Origin of the sequence: Rahnella sp. RFA10(1/100), from assembly GCF_004195115.1 — a bacterium.
Classification (GTDB): domain Bacteria; phylum Pseudomonadota; class Gammaproteobacteria; order Enterobacterales; family Enterobacteriaceae; genus Rahnella; species Rahnella perminowiae.
The window spans coordinates 97,348-112,983 of record NZ_SEWR01000004.1; the positions used below are offsets into that span (position 1 = coordinate 97,348).

The 15,636-nt window shown below is 51.9% G+C and carries 15 protein-coding genes; 5 read left to right on the forward strand and 10 right to left on the reverse strand.

Features of this window, described 5'->3' with window-relative positions; genetic code table 11:
* Positions 1 to 52 precede the first annotated feature (52 nt).
* The 5 genes from ETV65_RS13870 to ETV65_RS13890 are packed head-to-tail and all read left to right on the forward strand — an operon-like array spanning position 53 to position 6,615.
* Positions 53 to 772, forward strand: coding sequence for an ABC transporter ATP-binding protein (locus ETV65_RS13870; RefSeq protein WP_129953405.1), 720 nt, complete (start codon positions 53 to 55; stop codon positions 770 to 772).
* Between the two features lies 1 nt (position 773).
* Positions 774 to 3,203: an ABC transporter permease gene (locus ETV65_RS13875; protein WP_129953406.1), complete on the forward strand. Its 2,430-nt coding sequence runs from the start codon at positions 774 to 776 to the stop codon at positions 3,201 to 3,203.
* 47 nt (positions 3,204 to 3,250) lie between these two features.
* Complete coding sequence (locus ETV65_RS13880; RefSeq protein ID WP_129953407.1) at positions 3,251 to 4,663, forward strand: sigma-54 dependent transcriptional regulator; 1,413 nt, start codon at positions 3,251 to 3,253, stop codon at positions 4,661 to 4,663.
* Positions 4,656 to 5,969, forward strand: coding sequence for an ATP-binding protein (locus ETV65_RS13885; RefSeq protein ID WP_129953408.1), 1,314 nt, complete (start codon positions 4,656 to 4,658; stop codon positions 5,967 to 5,969). The genes ETV65_RS13880 and ETV65_RS13885 overlap by 8 nt, the downstream gene beginning before the upstream one ends.
* Entirely contained in the window at positions 5,926 to 6,615 is a 690-nt protein-coding gene (locus ETV65_RS13890; RefSeq protein WP_129953409.1) for a 4'-phosphopantetheinyl transferase superfamily protein, read from the forward strand. The genes ETV65_RS13885 and ETV65_RS13890 overlap by 44 nt, the downstream gene beginning before the upstream one ends.
* On the opposite strand, the gene ETV65_RS13895 is transcribed toward ETV65_RS13890, so the two are convergent.
* From ETV65_RS13895 to ETV65_RS13940, 10 genes are all read right to left on the reverse strand, one after another.
* The gene (locus ETV65_RS13895) at positions 6,612 to 7,268 is read right to left on the reverse strand and encodes a DUF2807 domain-containing protein (protein ID WP_129953410.1); all 657 of its coding nucleotides are present in this window, start codon (positions 7,266 to 7,268) and stop codon (positions 6,612 to 6,614) included. The genes ETV65_RS13890 and ETV65_RS13895 overlap by 4 nt on opposite strands.
* Positions 7,269 to 7,462: 194 nt before the next feature.
* Positions 7,463 to 8,779, reverse strand: a complete 1,317-nt coding sequence (locus tag ETV65_RS13900; protein ID WP_129953411.1) for a cytochrome P450 — start codon at positions 8,777 to 8,779, stop codon at positions 7,463 to 7,465.
* Entirely contained in the window at positions 8,769 to 9,716 is a 948-nt protein-coding gene (locus ETV65_RS13905) for a 3-oxoacyl-ACP synthase (RefSeq protein ID WP_129953412.1), read from the reverse strand. Before ETV65_RS13905 ends, ETV65_RS13900 begins: the two co-directional genes overlap by 11 nt.
* Positions 9,713 to 10,564: a hypothetical protein gene (locus tag ETV65_RS13910; protein ID WP_129953413.1), complete on the reverse strand. Its 852-nt coding sequence runs from the start codon at positions 10,562 to 10,564 to the stop codon at positions 9,713 to 9,715. The genes ETV65_RS13905 and ETV65_RS13910 overlap by 4 nt, the downstream gene beginning before the upstream one ends.
* A complete protein-coding gene (locus ETV65_RS13915; RefSeq protein ID WP_129953414.1) occupies positions 10,551 to 11,681 on the reverse strand; it encodes an acyl-CoA dehydrogenase family protein in 1,131 nt (376 codons plus the stop codon). Before ETV65_RS13915 ends, ETV65_RS13910 begins: the two co-directional genes overlap by 14 nt.
* A 42-nt stretch (positions 11,682 to 11,723) precedes the next feature.
* Entirely contained in the window at positions 11,724 to 12,710 is a 987-nt protein-coding gene (locus ETV65_RS13920; RefSeq protein ID WP_129953415.1) for a 3-oxoacyl-[acyl-carrier-protein] synthase III C-terminal domain-containing protein, read from the reverse strand.
* Entirely contained in the window at positions 12,694 to 13,626 is a 933-nt protein-coding gene (locus tag ETV65_RS13925) for an alpha/beta fold hydrolase (RefSeq protein ID WP_240782847.1), read from the reverse strand. The genes ETV65_RS13920 and ETV65_RS13925 overlap by 17 nt, the downstream gene beginning before the upstream one ends.
* The gene (locus ETV65_RS13930) at positions 13,512 to 14,027 is read right to left on the reverse strand and encodes a hypothetical protein (protein WP_129953417.1); all 516 of its coding nucleotides are present in this window, start codon (positions 14,025 to 14,027) and stop codon (positions 13,512 to 13,514) included. Before ETV65_RS13930 ends, ETV65_RS13925 begins: the two co-directional genes overlap by 115 nt.
* A complete protein-coding gene (locus ETV65_RS13935) occupies positions 14,018 to 15,133 on the reverse strand; it encodes an acyl-CoA dehydrogenase (protein WP_240782848.1) in 1,116 nt (371 codons plus the stop codon). The genes ETV65_RS13930 and ETV65_RS13935 overlap by 10 nt, the downstream gene beginning before the upstream one ends.
* A 26-nt stretch (positions 15,134 to 15,159) precedes the next feature.
* A complete protein-coding gene (locus tag ETV65_RS13940; protein ID WP_129953419.1) occupies positions 15,160 to 15,564 on the reverse strand; it encodes a VOC family protein in 405 nt (134 codons plus the stop codon).
* Positions 15,565 to 15,636 lie beyond the last annotated feature (72 nt).

Here is a 15,636-nt window from a genome sequence, read left to right on the forward strand (position 1 = left end):
CGGCTCACCTGCAAAAGACGCCAGCTAATCGTATAAAGCTATGGAGATGAAAATGACGGAATCACTGGTAGAACTCACTGATGTGAACAAGATATTTTTAACAGATGAAATCGAAACTCACGCCCTGAGCAAGATTACGCTCAGTATTTCTAAAGGTGAATATGTGGCGATTTCCGGACCTTCAGGGTGCGGGAAATCGACGCTGTTATCGATTTTGGGGCTGTTAGATGTGGCCTCAACCGGTACCTATCAGCTGGCCGGGCACAACGTAGAAAATATTTCTAAAAAGCAACGTGCGTTGGTGAGAAATCGCGATATCGGTTTCATCTTTCAGTCTTTCAATCTCATCAGTGATCTGACCATTGAGGAAAACGTCTCACTGCCCCTGACTTACCGCAAAGATATTTCTAAAACCGAACGGCAGCAGAGGGTGGCTGAAGCATTAGACAAGGTCAATATGTCTCACCGGGGACGCCATTATCCTTCCCAGCTCTCAGGCGGACAGCAACAACGCGTGGCCGTCGCGCGGGCAATTGTGGGCAATCCCTCCATTATTCTGGCGGATGAACCGACCGGTAACCTGGACTCCCACAATGCCGAGGCGGTGCTGAATATTCTCGATAAGCTGCATCAGGAAGGCGCCACCATCTGCATTGTTACCCATGATCCCCGTTCAGCTGAGCGGGCGCAGCGCAGCATTGTGCTCTCTGACGGACAGGTAGTCGGAGACGGACATGTGTCACGGGAACTGACCCTGATAAAGGAAGCGTAACATGCTTTTTGACATCCGATATGCCTTACGCCTGTTACTGAAAAGCCCGTCATTTACCTTCATCACGGTGCTGATAATGTCCTGTGGCCTGGCGCTGACGCTTTATATGTTTTCAGTGATTAATACCATCATGTTTACGCCGCTTCCTTACCCGGACGGGAAAAATATGGTTTTGCTTAATCCGACAGTTAATGGTGTCAGTCTGAGTGATTCAGGGGTTAACTTTCTGGATTATAAGGAAATTAAAGCGCGTAATACCACCCTCGATGAAGTGGGCTATTTCTATGCTGAGCGCGCAGATATCAGTGACGGCACGAAAGCGGTTTCCTACATGGCAATCCGCAATACACCGGAGATGTTTTCTTATGCAGGTGTCCAGCCCTATCGCGGCAGGGTGCTTAACAGTGAAGATGTCCAGCCCGGCGCGACGCCGGTTGCCGTCATCAGCTACAGCATGTGGCAAAATTACTTTGCTGGCGATGAACAGCTTATTGGCAGGGATGTGCTGATTAATGGCATACACACGCGAATTGTAGGCATCATGCCCGCCAGTTTTGCCTTTCCCTTCTTTCATGATCTCTGGCTCCCCTCCAGACTGGATCCATCACAGTATCTGATGCGGACCGGTGCGCCTGAGGTTTCTGTTTATGCGCGTCTCAAACCCGGTATCGCCCTGGATGAGGCAGACCGTGACCTCAGTCGGGTGATGCAATCGCTGGCCTCTGAGTACCCTGAAAGCAATAAAGGGCTTTCTGCTCAGGTGCTGACATTCCAGGAAAACTTCATGGGTGAGGAGACCATGCCGATATTTATCGTCATGCTTTTCGCGGTGGGTTTTGTGCTGGTGCTGGCATGTTGTAATGTCGGAAACTTATTGCTGGCGAGGACAACAGAACGTTCAAAAGAAATTGCCATCCGCGTCGCGCTGGGTTCACCTTCCGGCCGTTTAGTGATGCAAATGATGTGGGAAAGCTTATTTATTTGCGCCTTCTCGGGTGTGATCGCCGTTCTGCTTGCCGCCTGGGGGCTGGAGATCACCAATGCATTACTCCCCACTTTTGTGCCCAACAAAATTCCCTTCTGGTGGCATTTGTCACTCGATAACATCATGATCTTCAATGCATTGGCTCTGGTTATTATTACCGCTGTCGTGACCAGCGCTCTGCCGGCCTGGAAAATCACGCATGGTAATTTTAACGATGTTCTGCGTGACGGTACACGGGGGGCGCAAAGTCGCGGGGCGGGCAGGATTTCCCGGATTCTGGTGACCTTTGAAGTCGGGTTATCCTGCTCCATTTTGTGTATCAGTGCGCTGCTGGCCCTGTTGGTCTATCAGGCTACCCGGGCGGATTACGGCGTGGATACGCAGGGCTATCTCACCGGGCAGATAAACCTGAATGCCAGTCAATATCCTGATGATGCGAGCCGGATCCAGTTCTATCAGCGTCTGCAATCTTCTCTCAGCACCATTCCTGGCGTAGAAAAAACCGCTATTACCACCAGTGCGGTCGGGCAATTTACAGTACCACATCAGGTGGATATCGATTCCTCCACCAATAACAGTAAAGATCGCTGGTCTTATCCTCTGGTTAATGACGTGCAAGTCATGCCGGGTAGCCTCGTGGCAATGGGGATCACGCCGGTGGCAGGCAGAGAGTTTGCCAGCAGTGATACACAGGACTCGCAGCCCGTTGTGGTCGTCAGTCAGTCCTTTGCAGGGCAGTTCTGGCCGGGTGAGCGGGATGTTGTCGGTAAACGTCTGCGCTTTCGTGACACAAACGACCAGCGCTGGTTCACCGTTATCGGTGTGGTGCCTAACGTCATTCATGGCAGGCCTTTCAGTGCATTTCGCCAGCGGGTCACGGTTTACCGTTCCCTTGAACAAATACCTGCGGCCTCATTAACGCTGGTGCTCAGGGCGCAGAATCCTGATACGTTAGGGCCTGCGCTGGTTAATGCGGTACGACAAATTGACAGTACACTGTCGGTTAATCAGGTACAGACGTTAAATCAACGGCTTGCCAGGAATACCGCCGGGCTGCATTTCATTGCCAATCTGTTCATGTTGTTTGGGCTGGTCGCGGTAATACTGGCTGCCACCGGCATTTATGCCGTGATGCGCAATGTGATAAATCAACGTATTCAGGAAATCGGGGTGCGTATGGCGATGGGGGCAACGGAAGGGGTTCTGTTGCGCATGCTGATGCTCCAGGGCAGCAAACAATTACTTATTGGCCTGATTATCGGGCTGCCTTTGGCTTTCTTTGTCGCGCCAAAGCTGACGCGCATATTGGGTAACGGTCATACGTCCTTTGCGCTACTCTTTTGGGCGGTGGCGGTAATGATTTCTTTAATTGTGGCGTTAGCCGTCTGGCTGCCTTCCAGACGTGCCATCCGGATGTCGCCTGCGGACGCCATTCGCTATGAATAACCTGTCGCCGCGCCTGCGGGGTGCGGCGGCACAAGCCGGATGCTTTAATGAACGAAAAAAAACGTATTCTTGTGATTGATGATGATGCGGGCATTCTGACCAGCCTCGACATGTTGCTGCGTATGGAAGGGTATGACGTGACTCTGGAAACACAGGCTGACCGGTTATTGCCACATTTGTCTGACAAAGCCTTTGATCTTGTGTTGATGGACATGAACTTTCAGAAAGACACCACCTCAGGTCTTGAGGGTTTGCAACTGCTGGATGAGTTAAAGAAATTTGATGACTGTCTTCCCGCTGTGGCGATGACGGGGTGGGGAAGTGTGGACATTATCGTAAGCGCAATGCGTGCCGGTGCGGCGGATTTTATTCAAAAACCGTGGGATAACGAACGCCTGTTAAGCATTGTTCAGCAACAGATTGCACTGAGCCAGGCGAGACGCTCCGGGAATTGCCTGCGGGAAGAAAATAAGCTGCTGAAACGGGCACTTGAAGATGACATGGACAGCGAATGGGTGGTTCGTTCACCGGCCATGCAACACTTAATCAACGTTGTTGAAACTGTGGCTGCCACCGATACCAGCATTCTTATACTGGGTGAAAATGGCACCGGCAAAAGTCTGCTGGCCCGCTTCATCCATCAATTGTCCTCCCGTTCTGAGCACAGTATTGTTGAAGTTAACATGGGGTGTATCAATGAGCAGCTGTTTGAAAGCGAGATGTTCGGTCATGTAAAAGGCGCCTTTACCGACGCGCGGGAAAACCGGATTGGCCGTTTTGAACTGGCGGATAAAGGCACACTATTCCTGGATGAAATTGGTAATTTGCCGCTGTCACAACAGGTGAAATTATTGCGTGTCCTGGAAGAGCGGCAGTTTGAACGTGTGGGCTCCTCGCGGACACAAACCACCGGGTGCCGGATAATTGCTGCAACCAACACGGATCTTAAAAACGCCGTGGCCGACGGGCGTTTCCGCCAGGATTTACTCTATCGCCTGAATGTCATCCAGATACAGTTACCGCCGCTGCGCGAAAGGCAGGAGGATATTGAGCCGTTGGCTGAACGTTTCCTGCAACGCTTTGCCCGCAAATATAATAAGCCTAAACCGGTATTATCAGCGCTGGCGAGACAGGGATTGCATGACTATTCGTGGCCGGGAAATATCCGCGAACTGAGCCATTTGCTTGAGCGGGGTGTTTTGCTGTGCCGCAATAATACTATTGACCTGGCTGATCTGTGTCTGCCGCTGCCTGTCAGGGCCGGGGCCGCCGGACATGAGCAAAGTCATAACCCTGTTAACCCGCCTGAAACGGGCACATTGGCGGAAATGGAAGAAACGTTACTCTTACAGCGTCTGCGTCAATATGACGGGAATGCTGTCAAAGCAGCGGAATCGCTGGGGCTGAGTCGCAGTGCTTTTTACCGCAGACTGGATAAACTAAAAATCTGTCATGAGTAAACTTTTTCGGTCATTTGAATCGCGTCATTTATTACTGTGCAGTTTGTCCCCGCTGGGGGGGGTTATTGCCTATCTTCTGTTGTGGCTCTTCCCGCATCAGTCGGTTTATCTCAAATCGCTTACCCTGGTTATCCTGTGTGCCACGCTGGTGTATTTTTCTTATCACTTCTTCCAGCAACTTCTCTATAAAATCAACGTTATTTCCAACTTGCTGGAAGCCGTTGAGCAGGAAGATTTTAGCCTTCGCGGCGTGACCAGCGGGCAGGGCGTATTTGAAGGCGTCATTGAACAGATCAATGACATTTCAGGTCAGTTATCCCGCCACCGTCAGCAGCAGAAAGAGATGGATTTTCTGCTGCAAAAAGTCATCTCTAATATCAACGTGGCCATTTTTGCGCTGGATGATAACCACCGGCTGATCTGGTGTAATGAGGCAGCATCACGCATGCTCGGGACCTCGCTTGAACAGCTGATCGGGGAAAAATCCAGCCACTGGCAACTGGATGCCCTGTTGCAAAATGCTAACCGGGAGCATCCGGTTGAATCCCACCATGAAGGGCGTCCGGGACGTTATAACGTCTCCAGTGATACCTATATGATTGACGGGATCCGGAATATCCTGCTGTTTGTCAGTGACGTAGACGACATGCTGCGCAAGGAAGAACAAAAAGCCTGGCAAAACCTGCTGCGCGTTATCAGTCACGAAATTAATAACTCCCTCAGCCCGATTGCTTCTATCAGTCAGATGCTGCAACAACATTACCGCCGCCATTCAGAAAATCTGCCCGAAGGCTTTGCGGAAGGTATTGATCTGATAAACCGCCGGGCGAAAGAGCTTATTGCTTTTATCAGCAGTTACCGACAACTGAGCAAACTCGCGCCGCCCGTTAAGGCACCGCTGGATTTCGCGGCCCTGATTTCGGAATTGCCTCTGTTGTTCGCGCATCGCAATATTTGCCTGAAAGGCCCCGCGCCGCTGATGGTGGCTATGGACAGGGTGCAGATCCATCAGCTACTCATCAACCTTATCAAGAATGCGGATGAAGCGATGAGTGATTCCACCACGCCGGTCTGCATTGAATGGTCGCAGGAAAAAGGGCGTTTGTGTGTGACGATCCTTGATCAGGGCGTAGGACTGACCAACCCCAAAAATCTGTTTGTCCCCTTCTATACCACTAAACCTAATGGCAGCGGCATCGGACTGATTTTGTGCCGGCAAATCGCTGAAAGTCATGGCGGTTATCTGTCTCTGGAGAATCGACATGATCGAACCGGTTGCCGGGTTACCCTCAATTTACCGCTGTGATCCTCTTCCTGAACTCCGGGCAGGTGAAGGGCTGTGTTTGCTCCATCATTTTGAGTATTCGCGGCCTGAGCAATCCCTGCGTGAGCGGGCACAATGCTGGCTGCGTCAGGTGCTGGCGAACTGTTTATCGGTGACAGATGAGCAACTCATTATCGCAAGGACGCCTCAGGGTAAACCCTGGCTGCCCGGGGCACCATGGTTGCATTTCAACCTATCGCATAGCGGGGCATCGGCTGCGATAGTGCTTTGTTCCGGAACAGAGGTTGGCGTGGATCTGGAAAGGATAAGCGGTAAAGTTGAGGTAAAAAAAGCGATTGCCCGCCGGTTTTTCCACCCGGATGAGCAGCGTTGGCTGGCAGAAGATGAAGAACATTACCTGGTCCGTTTTACCCGGCTCTGGAGTATTAAGGAAGCCTGGCTGAAGGCGCGTGGAACCGGGCTGACACAGTCGCTCGCCAGTTTTTGTGCCCTCCCTCAGAATAATGCAACAGCTGACGTATTGGATGAACATACGGGGGAGAGGGGGGTGTTACACCACGCTGTCATTGAGAATGACGGCTTTTATTGTCTGGCGTATGGTGCCTGTCAGACGCGAAAAGACCTGCCCGTCATATGGCAGGTCTGTCTTCACCGGACCGGGAATTAAGCGCAGCCGGAAGTTGAAATCTCGCTGGCGAAAGCACTGGCGGCACCGGTATCCACCTGCGCAGAGGTGCTGACGGAAATACGCGCGCCCGCTGCCAGAGTGCCCTGGATTTTGGGGATATGGCACAGGGAGGATTCGGCACCCATGCTCATGCGCACGTTCGCTGATTCTGCCGTAAACTCGCGGGGCTTCTTGTTAAACGTCCCGCCCATCGCCAGATCCAGATTTAATTCAGCCGTTTTACCTTCAGCCTGAATATCTGCGCCCATACTGCCTGAAACGGCCAGTTTAGACGGGTCAACCGCGCACGCCGGTGCTGTAATTTTAACGCCGGCCTTGCCCGCCAGGCTGTTCAGCGGAGCACTGGTATACAGCGTGATATCCAGCGTGTGCGAGACAAAGCGATCATTTTCAGCAGCATCGTTGATCAGCAGTAATGCGTGACTGGCATTCGTCACTTTTAATTTGTTCAGCGTATCCTCAGAACCGGTGACAACCATCGAAGGCGTTGCGGCACATTTGATGGTGAGATTGATGCCCTGTCGGACCTCGACGCTGTTAAAGGCTTCGAGAGGAAACGTTTTTTCTGCGGCGAAGGCTGAGGTGCTGGTGATACCGCCAAGCAGGGCGAGCGCTAACGTGATCTTTTTCATCATAATTCCTTGATTTCGTCATAATGTAGCAAGCGTCAGAAACGTTTCTTCCACACTTGATTGAGGCATACAAAATCCTTCCGGCACACAATTTCACCGATACCTTTCTGCCTGCTTCTCATCATTGTGCTTACTTTTGCTTGCCGGTGATTGACTGAGATTGTCAGAAACAGAACCGGCTGAGTGCAGGCAGATCACCGGATGCAGTCATTCAGCTCAGCGCTGTGTATTGACCCGAGAATAAAGGAAATATCTCCACGGGGGACGACGTTAAGCTCAAAAAGCGGGGTGAGGGCCGCAGGAGATGTTGAGGGTGAGAGCGAAATTTGGAAATTTTCACACAGCGTCACAACAGCCGTCGTCAGTTGATCAAGTGCAAGAGTCATGCCCACACAGTTTCGCTTCCCGACGCTAAACGGTAAGAAAATCTCCGGTGCAATTTTATCTTCGCTCAGAAAGCGCTCCGGCCTGAAGCAAAGCGGTTCTGCCCAACAGGCTGGATTGCGGTGTACCAGCCACGGAGAAAATAGCACGCGCGTGCCCGCCGTAATAACATGACCATCTACAACAAGGTTTTCGGCCACACGGCGTTCAAAAAATGCGGTGACCGGCGTGAGCCTGAGCGATTCCCGGACAATGGCTGACGCCATATTTCGTTTGCCGTGCGCCGTTTCCTCACGCACGGCTTGCTGATAGTGCGGGTGTTGCGAAAGATGTGTCAGGCTCCATAACAAAGCAATACCTGTGTTATCTACGCTGGCGGCAAGATTTCCAAGCAGGAGATTGATGACCCTTTCCCGTGCTTCGGGATTGGCTTCGGGACTGAGTGCCTGACAAAGACGTTCCAGCATGGTGGTATTGCCGGGCTTTGCATCATTGAGCAACGGGCCGAGCAGTGATTCCGCTTCCTGTCGGAAGGCGACCAGTGCCGGATGGCGGCACAGTTCCTCATAATCTGAGGTCGGCGCAGCGATAATCAGTTGCAGATAGATGCGACGGAAATGGTCAATCAGCGTATTCAGTTGTGACAGACTGATCCCCTGACCAAAAAATCCTTCAGCTACACACATCAGCGCCCAGTGCAGGCAGATTTCACGCAATGAGATCTGCGCAGGGTTCTGTAAAACGTTGAGCAGCCAGCGGGCAGAGAGTTCGGTGCCTTGTTTGAGTAAGGCAGTCTTCGGATTTACCAGGGGTGTCGTGAGTTTTCTCGCCAGGCGCCATTCCTCACCTTCTTTTGATGTCGTCAGGGACTGACCCAGTAAGATGCGTCCGATGGTTGAGGCAGAAGAGAGATGATCAAACTCCTTCACGAACTGACTTTCCTGCTCAATCAGTAAACGTATATGCCGGGCACCGGCAAGCAACAGCACGGCATCTTCTTTTTCACCTATCCAAACCTTATCTCCCTTCTGACGGCACGCCAGTTCAGCGATTTTAAGAAAACCCAGTTGCGCATACTGAATGGACGGCGGGGTAAAAAAGGGGATGGCTTGCGCGTTATTGGACATACTGATGCTCCGCAAGAGTATCTGAGGTGATCATGGCGCTGCCCACCCAGCCGCCGAGCCCGACAGAAAGCAATAATGCCGGCCGGCCGGTCTCTGCCGGGGAGTAGTCATTGAGCAATAAAAGAGGATCTGTGGTGTAACAATGACCACATTCCCCGATGAGATCGGTCGCAATGCGCTGTTGTGCGTGTTCTGAATGTCGCCGCCAGGTTTGCCAGCTGAGGCGGTTAATGTTGTGAGGCAGCAACCAGGCTTCCCGGCGCACTGCGGGTGAATATTTCCCGAGCGCCTGACCGGCCAGCGCATCATGAGCCTGGTAGAAACCCCTGATATCATCCCGGCTGCCGTCAAGGCCCTGCCAGAATTGAGGATGATGAAAACAATGAATGCCCGTGACTCTCCGCTCACCGCCCCCCGGCCTGAGCAGTGCGCAAATGAAGGCATCTCCGATCAATGTGCAGCCGGGCACATAGCGTTCAGCCAGATCGAAATCTGCCAAAGTATCGCCGGCCAGCAGTGCCACACACCGGTATTTACCCTGTTCGAGCATACGTTGTGCCATCAGCAGCCCCCAGAATAACGTGGCGCAATTTTGCTGATTAAGGGTGATGAGATGAGCGTCAGGAGCAATAAAGTCGAAACGTTGCCGTATCAGTGTTAAATCAACATGTTGCCGCTGTGAACGGGCAGGCAATCCCTGAACTAAAATAATGGCATCGATTTTTTCCGCCTGATTCAGCTGTCCGGCACCTTGCTGTAAAAGTGAGGCAAAACTCGTGGCTGCACTTTCCTCCGCTGTCAGGACTGATGCTGCCTGAAAGCCGAAAAGATGCCGGAATGTCCGGGCTTCACCGGGATGTGCGCCGCGTCGGCTGAGAATGTCCTCAAGCGATAAACGCGCAGGCGGAATAAAGGTTTTCAGCGCAAAAATATTCATGTCATTTTCTCTGCGGCGGCCAGGCCGCACAGGCTAATCTGTCCGTCGTGTTCACTCATTAACAGATAGTCACGCCCGGGCTGAAAGATTTCACCCAGCGCGACGAAGGGTGCTGCGCAAAGTAAATGCGGGTTGACGGCGAAGGACGTGCAGCCAGCAGGCAAAGCCGCCAGACACCGGGCCGGGCCGATAAGCGTTAACTGTTCAAGGCTCAGCCCGAAGTGAGCAACAGATTTCAGGATGTCTGTATTAAGATCCGCTGACGGTGTCAGGCGCTGATATCCCAGATAACGTAAACCCCGTTGTTGTGTGTTGACCAGGCAGATGCAGGCATTATTTTCCGGTTTCAGGCGCGCCATCAGCGGTGAAAAATACATCAGGTTTTTTTGTTCGGCGATGAGCAACAGTCCGTCTTCATCTTTCCCGCGCAGGCAGTCGCTGAGGCCATCAAGTGCAAACAAACCGGCATCCGGCCCGCGATCGCTGATAGCCAGCGCCAGACAGTGAGCCAGGCCAAGCTGATGAATGGCAAAATTCACCACGGAACTGCCCATGTGCAGGTCAGGTGTCCAGTGCGCCATCAGCACCGTTTTCACCCGCTGCGGCTGTACCACCGGTGCAAGGTCTGGCAGCAGTGCAGCGACCATATCACTGAAGGCTGCCCGTTCGTTGCTGCTGATCCAGGCATTAACCTGTTCATCCTCTGCGCTGAGCGTCTCACCGCTGGCGGCGAAAAAGTGCTGAACATACGAACGCCAGTGAGGAATATCTTCCTCCCATTCGGGCTGAGGAACCTCAGTATGGTGGAACGACCGGCTGACAATATCGGCGGGATCAAGGTACAGCATGGTATTGATCCCCCCGGGTTTCAGGCAGACGGAAGCTGTTAAGCAAGTGAATATTGCTGGTTCCTTCCATGTATTCAAAAGCGAAACTGTCCCGGTAGCGTTTGCGCAGGAAGGTGTCTTCCAGCCAGTCTTGCGTTGCCAGCCAGTCGGGCAGGTGACGTGCAGTCTCCTCAACCAGACGGGTGGCACTTAATTTGAGGCGGCTGGTTTGGGCATACTGCTGCTGACCCGAATGATATCCCTGTGCCAGTGTGAGCATCTGCTGAAAGAGGGCATGATATTTACGCCACTGACCGGCGAGCCAGTTTTTTGCCGCGACCGGCAACGGCCGCGTTTCCAGCGCCTTCAGCAGCCCGTAAGTGGTGCCCAGCGCCATGGCGGCGACCATCGGACGGTGTCTCTCAAAGACCTTACTCAGTGCGTTAAGTCCCTGCTGCAATCCCCGGCGACCGAGTCCTAAAATATCGTCTTCTTTGATATGCAAATTCGTCATCGTCAGACGTGTCAGCGAAGCGCCGGCTAATCCGAATGTATCGAGCAGTTCACGCTGCAAGGCCCCGGTTTTCCCCTGAGGAAATACCATCACTAACCGGTGGGTCTGTTCATAACGTGCAAATACCAAACCTGCACTGGCACGCATTGCGCCGCCGACCAGCATCTTTTGTCCGTTAAGCCACCATCCCTGGCTATTTTGCGTGAGTTCGCAGGAAACCGCTGTGGCGTCAGAGCCGACTCCGGGCTCGGTCACCGCAAAAAATGTCCAGGCAGGACTGTGTTCAAAACAGGAGAAAAAACGCGCCTGTTGTTGTTCAGTGCCGAGCGTCAAAATGGCGCGTGTGCTGAGGGAAGCGCCGGGCAGCATCATCATGGCGCTGGCATCTGTCCGGCTTAAATATTCGATGATTTGTAAGTGATGTGAATAATCAACGTCAGAGAATGCTGCGGTTTCCCAGGGATTAAAACGGGAAGGAATACCGATACAGGCAATGCTCATCAGTTCGGGATGATCAAAACCAGTCACCGCGTGGTCCGGATTATATTCTGACAATTTGCCAGCGGCAGTGAGCACGGCATTAAGTTCATTCAGCTGCGGGTAGAGTTTTGTAATATCAGCCATGAGGAGTTAATACATCACATAAAGAAACACGTGAGCGTTAACTTAATCCTGCTTAATATCGGGAAATTGCTCCAAATTGCAAAACACCGGAATTTCATTACCGTCAGATAAGCCTAACAGTAATGAAGAGAACGTTGCGCCCATGCCCACACTCACCATCATCACATTCGTCTCGGGTGATAACTTTTTCTGACGGATCAATGTGGCTAAATTCAGATAAGGATCAGCGCCAAAACAATGACCATAACGCGGCACATTTTCGAGGAATATTTTTTGACGCGTAATATTAAGTTCATCAGCAAGCCTCTGCCACGACGATAAATTGACATTATGCGGCGCAATCCAGGCGAGCGAACTGGCGGTATGACCAAAATGTCCAAGGGCATTGCGCATCGCAGTGACGATAAAAGAAATATAAACGCTGGCAAAGCGGGATTCTTCTTCTGTTGCGTTTCCGCGATGCTGACTAAATTCGCCTGCCTGCATGCTGTATCTGGCGGTCACTCTGCAACGTTCACCCGAGCGGCTGAGCAAAACGGCGCAGGCGGCCTCGCCCATGATAGTGGTGTCGTCAATAAGTTCTACTTTGGGATGAAATGCTTTCTCGCCAACCAGCAGCAGCGCATATTCTCCCGCGTTAAGCCGCCTGCAGACATAGTCGACGGCGGATAATGACGTTGAACAATGTCCCATCGTCAGAGACATGTAATGGGTATCGTCAGAAAATCCGGCTTCATCAAGCAACGCTTTACCATGCAGGTCAAAAGGACGGATACAGGGCAGCGTATGGGCATGGACGACATGTTTTATCCGGGAAATACAGTGCGCATGATTTTCGGTGAATTGTTTTAACAACGGGCGCAACAGATCATTAAGGGAACCTGGCTGGCGCGGAAAGTTTGCCAATCCGTAAAAGCGGGAAAACATTCTGACATCAAGCGGGCTCAGATTCAGGGCCGGGGCCACCTCAGCCAGCGATTTACGCTGCTCAGGGATGTATACGGTAATGGATTCAATATGACCCAACATGATGACTCCTTTTTTCATCACCAGCGCCTGCCGCGCGAAGAAAAGAGGCCAGGGCGTGGTGTGTCCTGACATGGGTCAGCACGCCCAGATGGCCGGTATCTTCTATTAATTCCAGCCGGCTGTTGGGTAACTGATGATGAATCTTCCGCGCATCGGCATGATTGATTTTATTGTCCTGCTGACCATGCACTATTAAGGCCGGTATCTCACCCAGGCCAAAAAGTGCGTCTGTTTCGGGCATGCCGGCGGCCGGAAAACGGGACCGGTACTCCGCGCACAGCGGGGCCAGATACTGAACAGGAAGACGGTTTTGCCGTAAAAAGTGCCGAAGCAGGCTGGTAAAAGAGGCCGGTACCGACATCAGCACCAGCTTCCTGAAACGAAACCCAAGAGATGCCGACAAGGCGGTGATAAGTCCGCCAGCGGAATGCGCCACGACGGTATCGAAAGTGCCAAATGTCGTTTGCAGGGTGAGCAGTAACTGAGTTTGCACAGGTAAATCAGCCGGTGCCGGAGTTTGCGGATCATGTCCGAGCAAAAATGGCAAATACACCTCATACCCCTGCGCCTGCAGGATATCCTTAGCCTGGGCCAGCATCAGCGGATGGCCTCCCCATCCGTGCAATAAAAGTGCTTTTTTTGCCCCGTACCCCGGATTTCCACTGATCAGGATCCTGCTGCGATGTGACCCGCAATCCAGGGTCTGTGTTCTCATCAGTGCAAGCTGTTGAGCCTCTGAGGCACGCATAGGAAAAACAGCGGGCGAGGACAGCTTTTCTATCAGCGAATCCAGCCTATTATTCATGACGTTCTCAACGTCCGCGCCGAAAAAATCAGATAATGCAATTCTGTCTCCTGAGGCGTCGGACACTGACTGAGTCTTTGCATCGGATCGAAAACATAAAGCAAACGACATTCCTCCGTCATCAGAACCCGGGCAAGGGCACTGGCGGCATCGGGATCAAAACAACCGCTGCAAATTCCCCAGGCTTCGGAAAACCCCGGACAGTGACAAAGTAAACTTTGGAGCAATGGGGTTGCTCCGCGTGCGGCCGGATAAAGCGAATCATAGACCAGCAGGCTCTTCGCAGAAGGGTGGGAATGGTGATGGCAAAGTGTGAGAAGAATTTTTGCATGCAGGCGGTTTCCGCAATCTTCTTCCGGCCAGTGATGATACCAGCAATCTTCTGTCCCAGATGTTGCCCCGGTCTCCGGTAACCCAGCGGCAATAAAATGCCGGCTGTCAGGCGTCACCGCTTCACAGCAACTGCGAACTTTTATCGCGCCCTGGCCGAGCAGGGTAATGGTTAAAGGCATGTGCTCATCCTTTGCCTGCGTGAAAATCCCTGATTTAAACGATGGATCTGCCGTGTACCCTCGGTATATTCAAAGGCTTTCACGTCACGGAATGCTTGCCACAGTTTGTTCAGCAGGGGCATATTCCCGGCTGGCGTATCATGAATAAGCCAGCTGATTATCTCATCGGCGAGTATTACGCAGCTGGTTTTCACCATGCCGGGATGACTGTCAGGTGGTTGTTTATCGTCGGTTTGCTGGCAACTTCGCAGGGCATGGTGATATACCGCCAGCCAGCGACGTTCCGTTTGCGATAACCACGCAGACTGCGACACGGTAAGCTGAAGATGGGATTGCCATTCATGTAACGCACGTCGTGCCACACCCAGCGCCAGCGCGCCGACGCAGGGACGCAGGGCATCAAATGTGGCGATGGCTGATTTTGCAAATCGTTCGGTAGGCTTCAGATGCCGGCCCAACATATTTTCTTCAGGAATGAATACGTCATTAAACTCTATATGGGCAAGATTGGTGCCTTTTAAGCCGTTTAATTCCAGCGCGTAGCGCGAGATTTCTGCAACCTGAGGATTAAATATAAAGGCATTAATACCCAGCGGCCCAGGTGCTGTGCGGGCAAATACGACACCGGTATCAGCAATCATGCCATTGCCGATGAACATTTTTCTTCCCGAGATCAGATAGCCGTTCCTGACCGGCGACGCCCTGGTTTCCATGGCGCCTGCATCGCTTCCCTGCTCCGGTTCAGTCATCGCAAAACATGACCAGCCTAAAGTTTCCTGAAAGCGGCTAAAAAAAGCATCCTGTTGTTGCTCTGTGCCGAGCCCGGAAACCGCAAATGCCGCCATACCGGGGCCGGGCGCAGAAAACATAAGGATCGGGGAAATAAAACCCACTTTTTCATACAGCCGGTAGCGTGCTGCCAGGCTGATATCCTGATAATTCTGTATATTTTGTTGTAATACATATTTAGCGGGCAGGCCAAGGCGGTTAAATGCTGCGGACTGTGACCATTCGCGCATAACGATACGTGTTTGGGTCGGGGAGACTATCTGACGAAGCTGGTCGGCAATATCCTGCGCATCTGAGCCTGGGGTTAAAAAGTCCATGTCTGACGCCTGATCGGAAAATGATTTCATAAGGCCCCCGACATGATTTCGATTATTCCGGCATCCGGATGATAAAGATGGCTGGCGCGATGATCACTTTTGAACGCGTTAAATGGGCGCGTTAATACAATCCAGCCTGCGGACTTCATCTCCTGGTATTGTTCGTCAAAATTATTTACAACAAAACAAATATGATAGGGAAGGGAGGATTTTCCTGATTTTTCCAGCATGCTTTGCAGGTGAATATTACTTTTTAATGGTTCAACCAGTTCAACCTGATTATTTCCATCTGCCGTGGCCAGCAATGTAATTAACACTTGCTGAGCATTAATCTGTTCTTTATATCTGATGATCACGGGGAAGAAAATTTTAATAGCCGCCGCAGTTGCATCTGTATCTGACACGACATAACCGGTATGATCAAAACGCATTATGACCCCGTTCACATTTCATAAAATCAGCTATTCTTCAATACGATGAAGATAACTCCATGCCGGAGATTG

Bases quoted from the DNA above. Each gene is read 5' to 3' on its own strand.
- ETV65_RS13930 (WP_129953417.1), bottom strand. From the start codon at position 14,027: ATGCCTTTAACCATTACCCTGCTCGGCCAGGGCGCGATAAAAGTTCGC.
- ETV65_RS13940 (WP_129953419.1), bottom strand. From the start codon at position 15,564: ATGCGTTTTGATCATACCGGTTATGTCGTGTCAGATACAGATGCAACT.
- ETV65_RS13885 (WP_129953408.1), top strand. From the start codon at position 4,656: ATGAGTAAACTTTTTCGGTCATTTGAATCGCGTCATTTATTACTGTGC.
- ETV65_RS13880 (WP_129953407.1), top strand. From the start codon at position 3,251: ATGAACGAAAAAAAACGTATTCTTGTGATTGATGATGATGCGGGCATT.
- ETV65_RS13925 (WP_240782847.1), bottom strand. From the start codon at position 13,626: ATGTCGTTTGCTTTATGTTTTCGATCCGATGCAAAGACTCAGTCAGTG.
- ETV65_RS13935 (WP_240782848.1), bottom strand. From the start codon at position 15,133: ATGGACTTTTTAACCCCAGGCTCAGATGCGCAGGATATTGCCGACCAG.
- ETV65_RS13900 (WP_129953411.1), bottom strand. From the start codon at position 8,779: ATGTCCAATAACGCGCAAGCCATCCCCTTTTTTACCCCGCCGTCCATT.
- ETV65_RS13870 (WP_129953405.1), top strand. From the start codon at position 53: ATGACGGAATCACTGGTAGAACTCACTGATGTGAACAAGATATTTTTA.
- ETV65_RS13895 (WP_129953410.1), bottom strand. From the start codon at position 7,268: ATGAAAAAGATCACGTTAGCGCTCGCCCTGCTTGGCGGTATCACCAGC.
- ETV65_RS13875 (WP_129953406.1), top strand. From the start codon at position 774: ATGCTTTTTGACATCCGATATGCCTTACGCCTGTTACTGAAAAGCCCG.
- ETV65_RS13915 (WP_129953414.1), bottom strand. From the start codon at position 11,681: ATGGCTGATATTACAAAACTCTACCCGCAGCTGAATGAACTTAATGCC.
- ETV65_RS13890 (WP_129953409.1), top strand. From the start codon at position 5,926: ATGATCGAACCGGTTGCCGGGTTACCCTCAATTTACCGCTGTGATCCT.
- ETV65_RS13910 (WP_129953413.1), bottom strand. From the start codon at position 10,564: ATGCTGTACCTTGATCCCGCCGATATTGTCAGCCGGTCGTTCCACCAT.
- ETV65_RS13920 (WP_129953415.1), bottom strand. From the start codon at position 12,710: ATGTTGGGTCATATTGAATCCATTACCGTATACATCCCTGAGCAGCGT.
- ETV65_RS13905 (WP_129953412.1), bottom strand. From the start codon at position 9,716: ATGAATATTTTTGCGCTGAAAACCTTTATTCCGCCTGCGCGTTTATCG.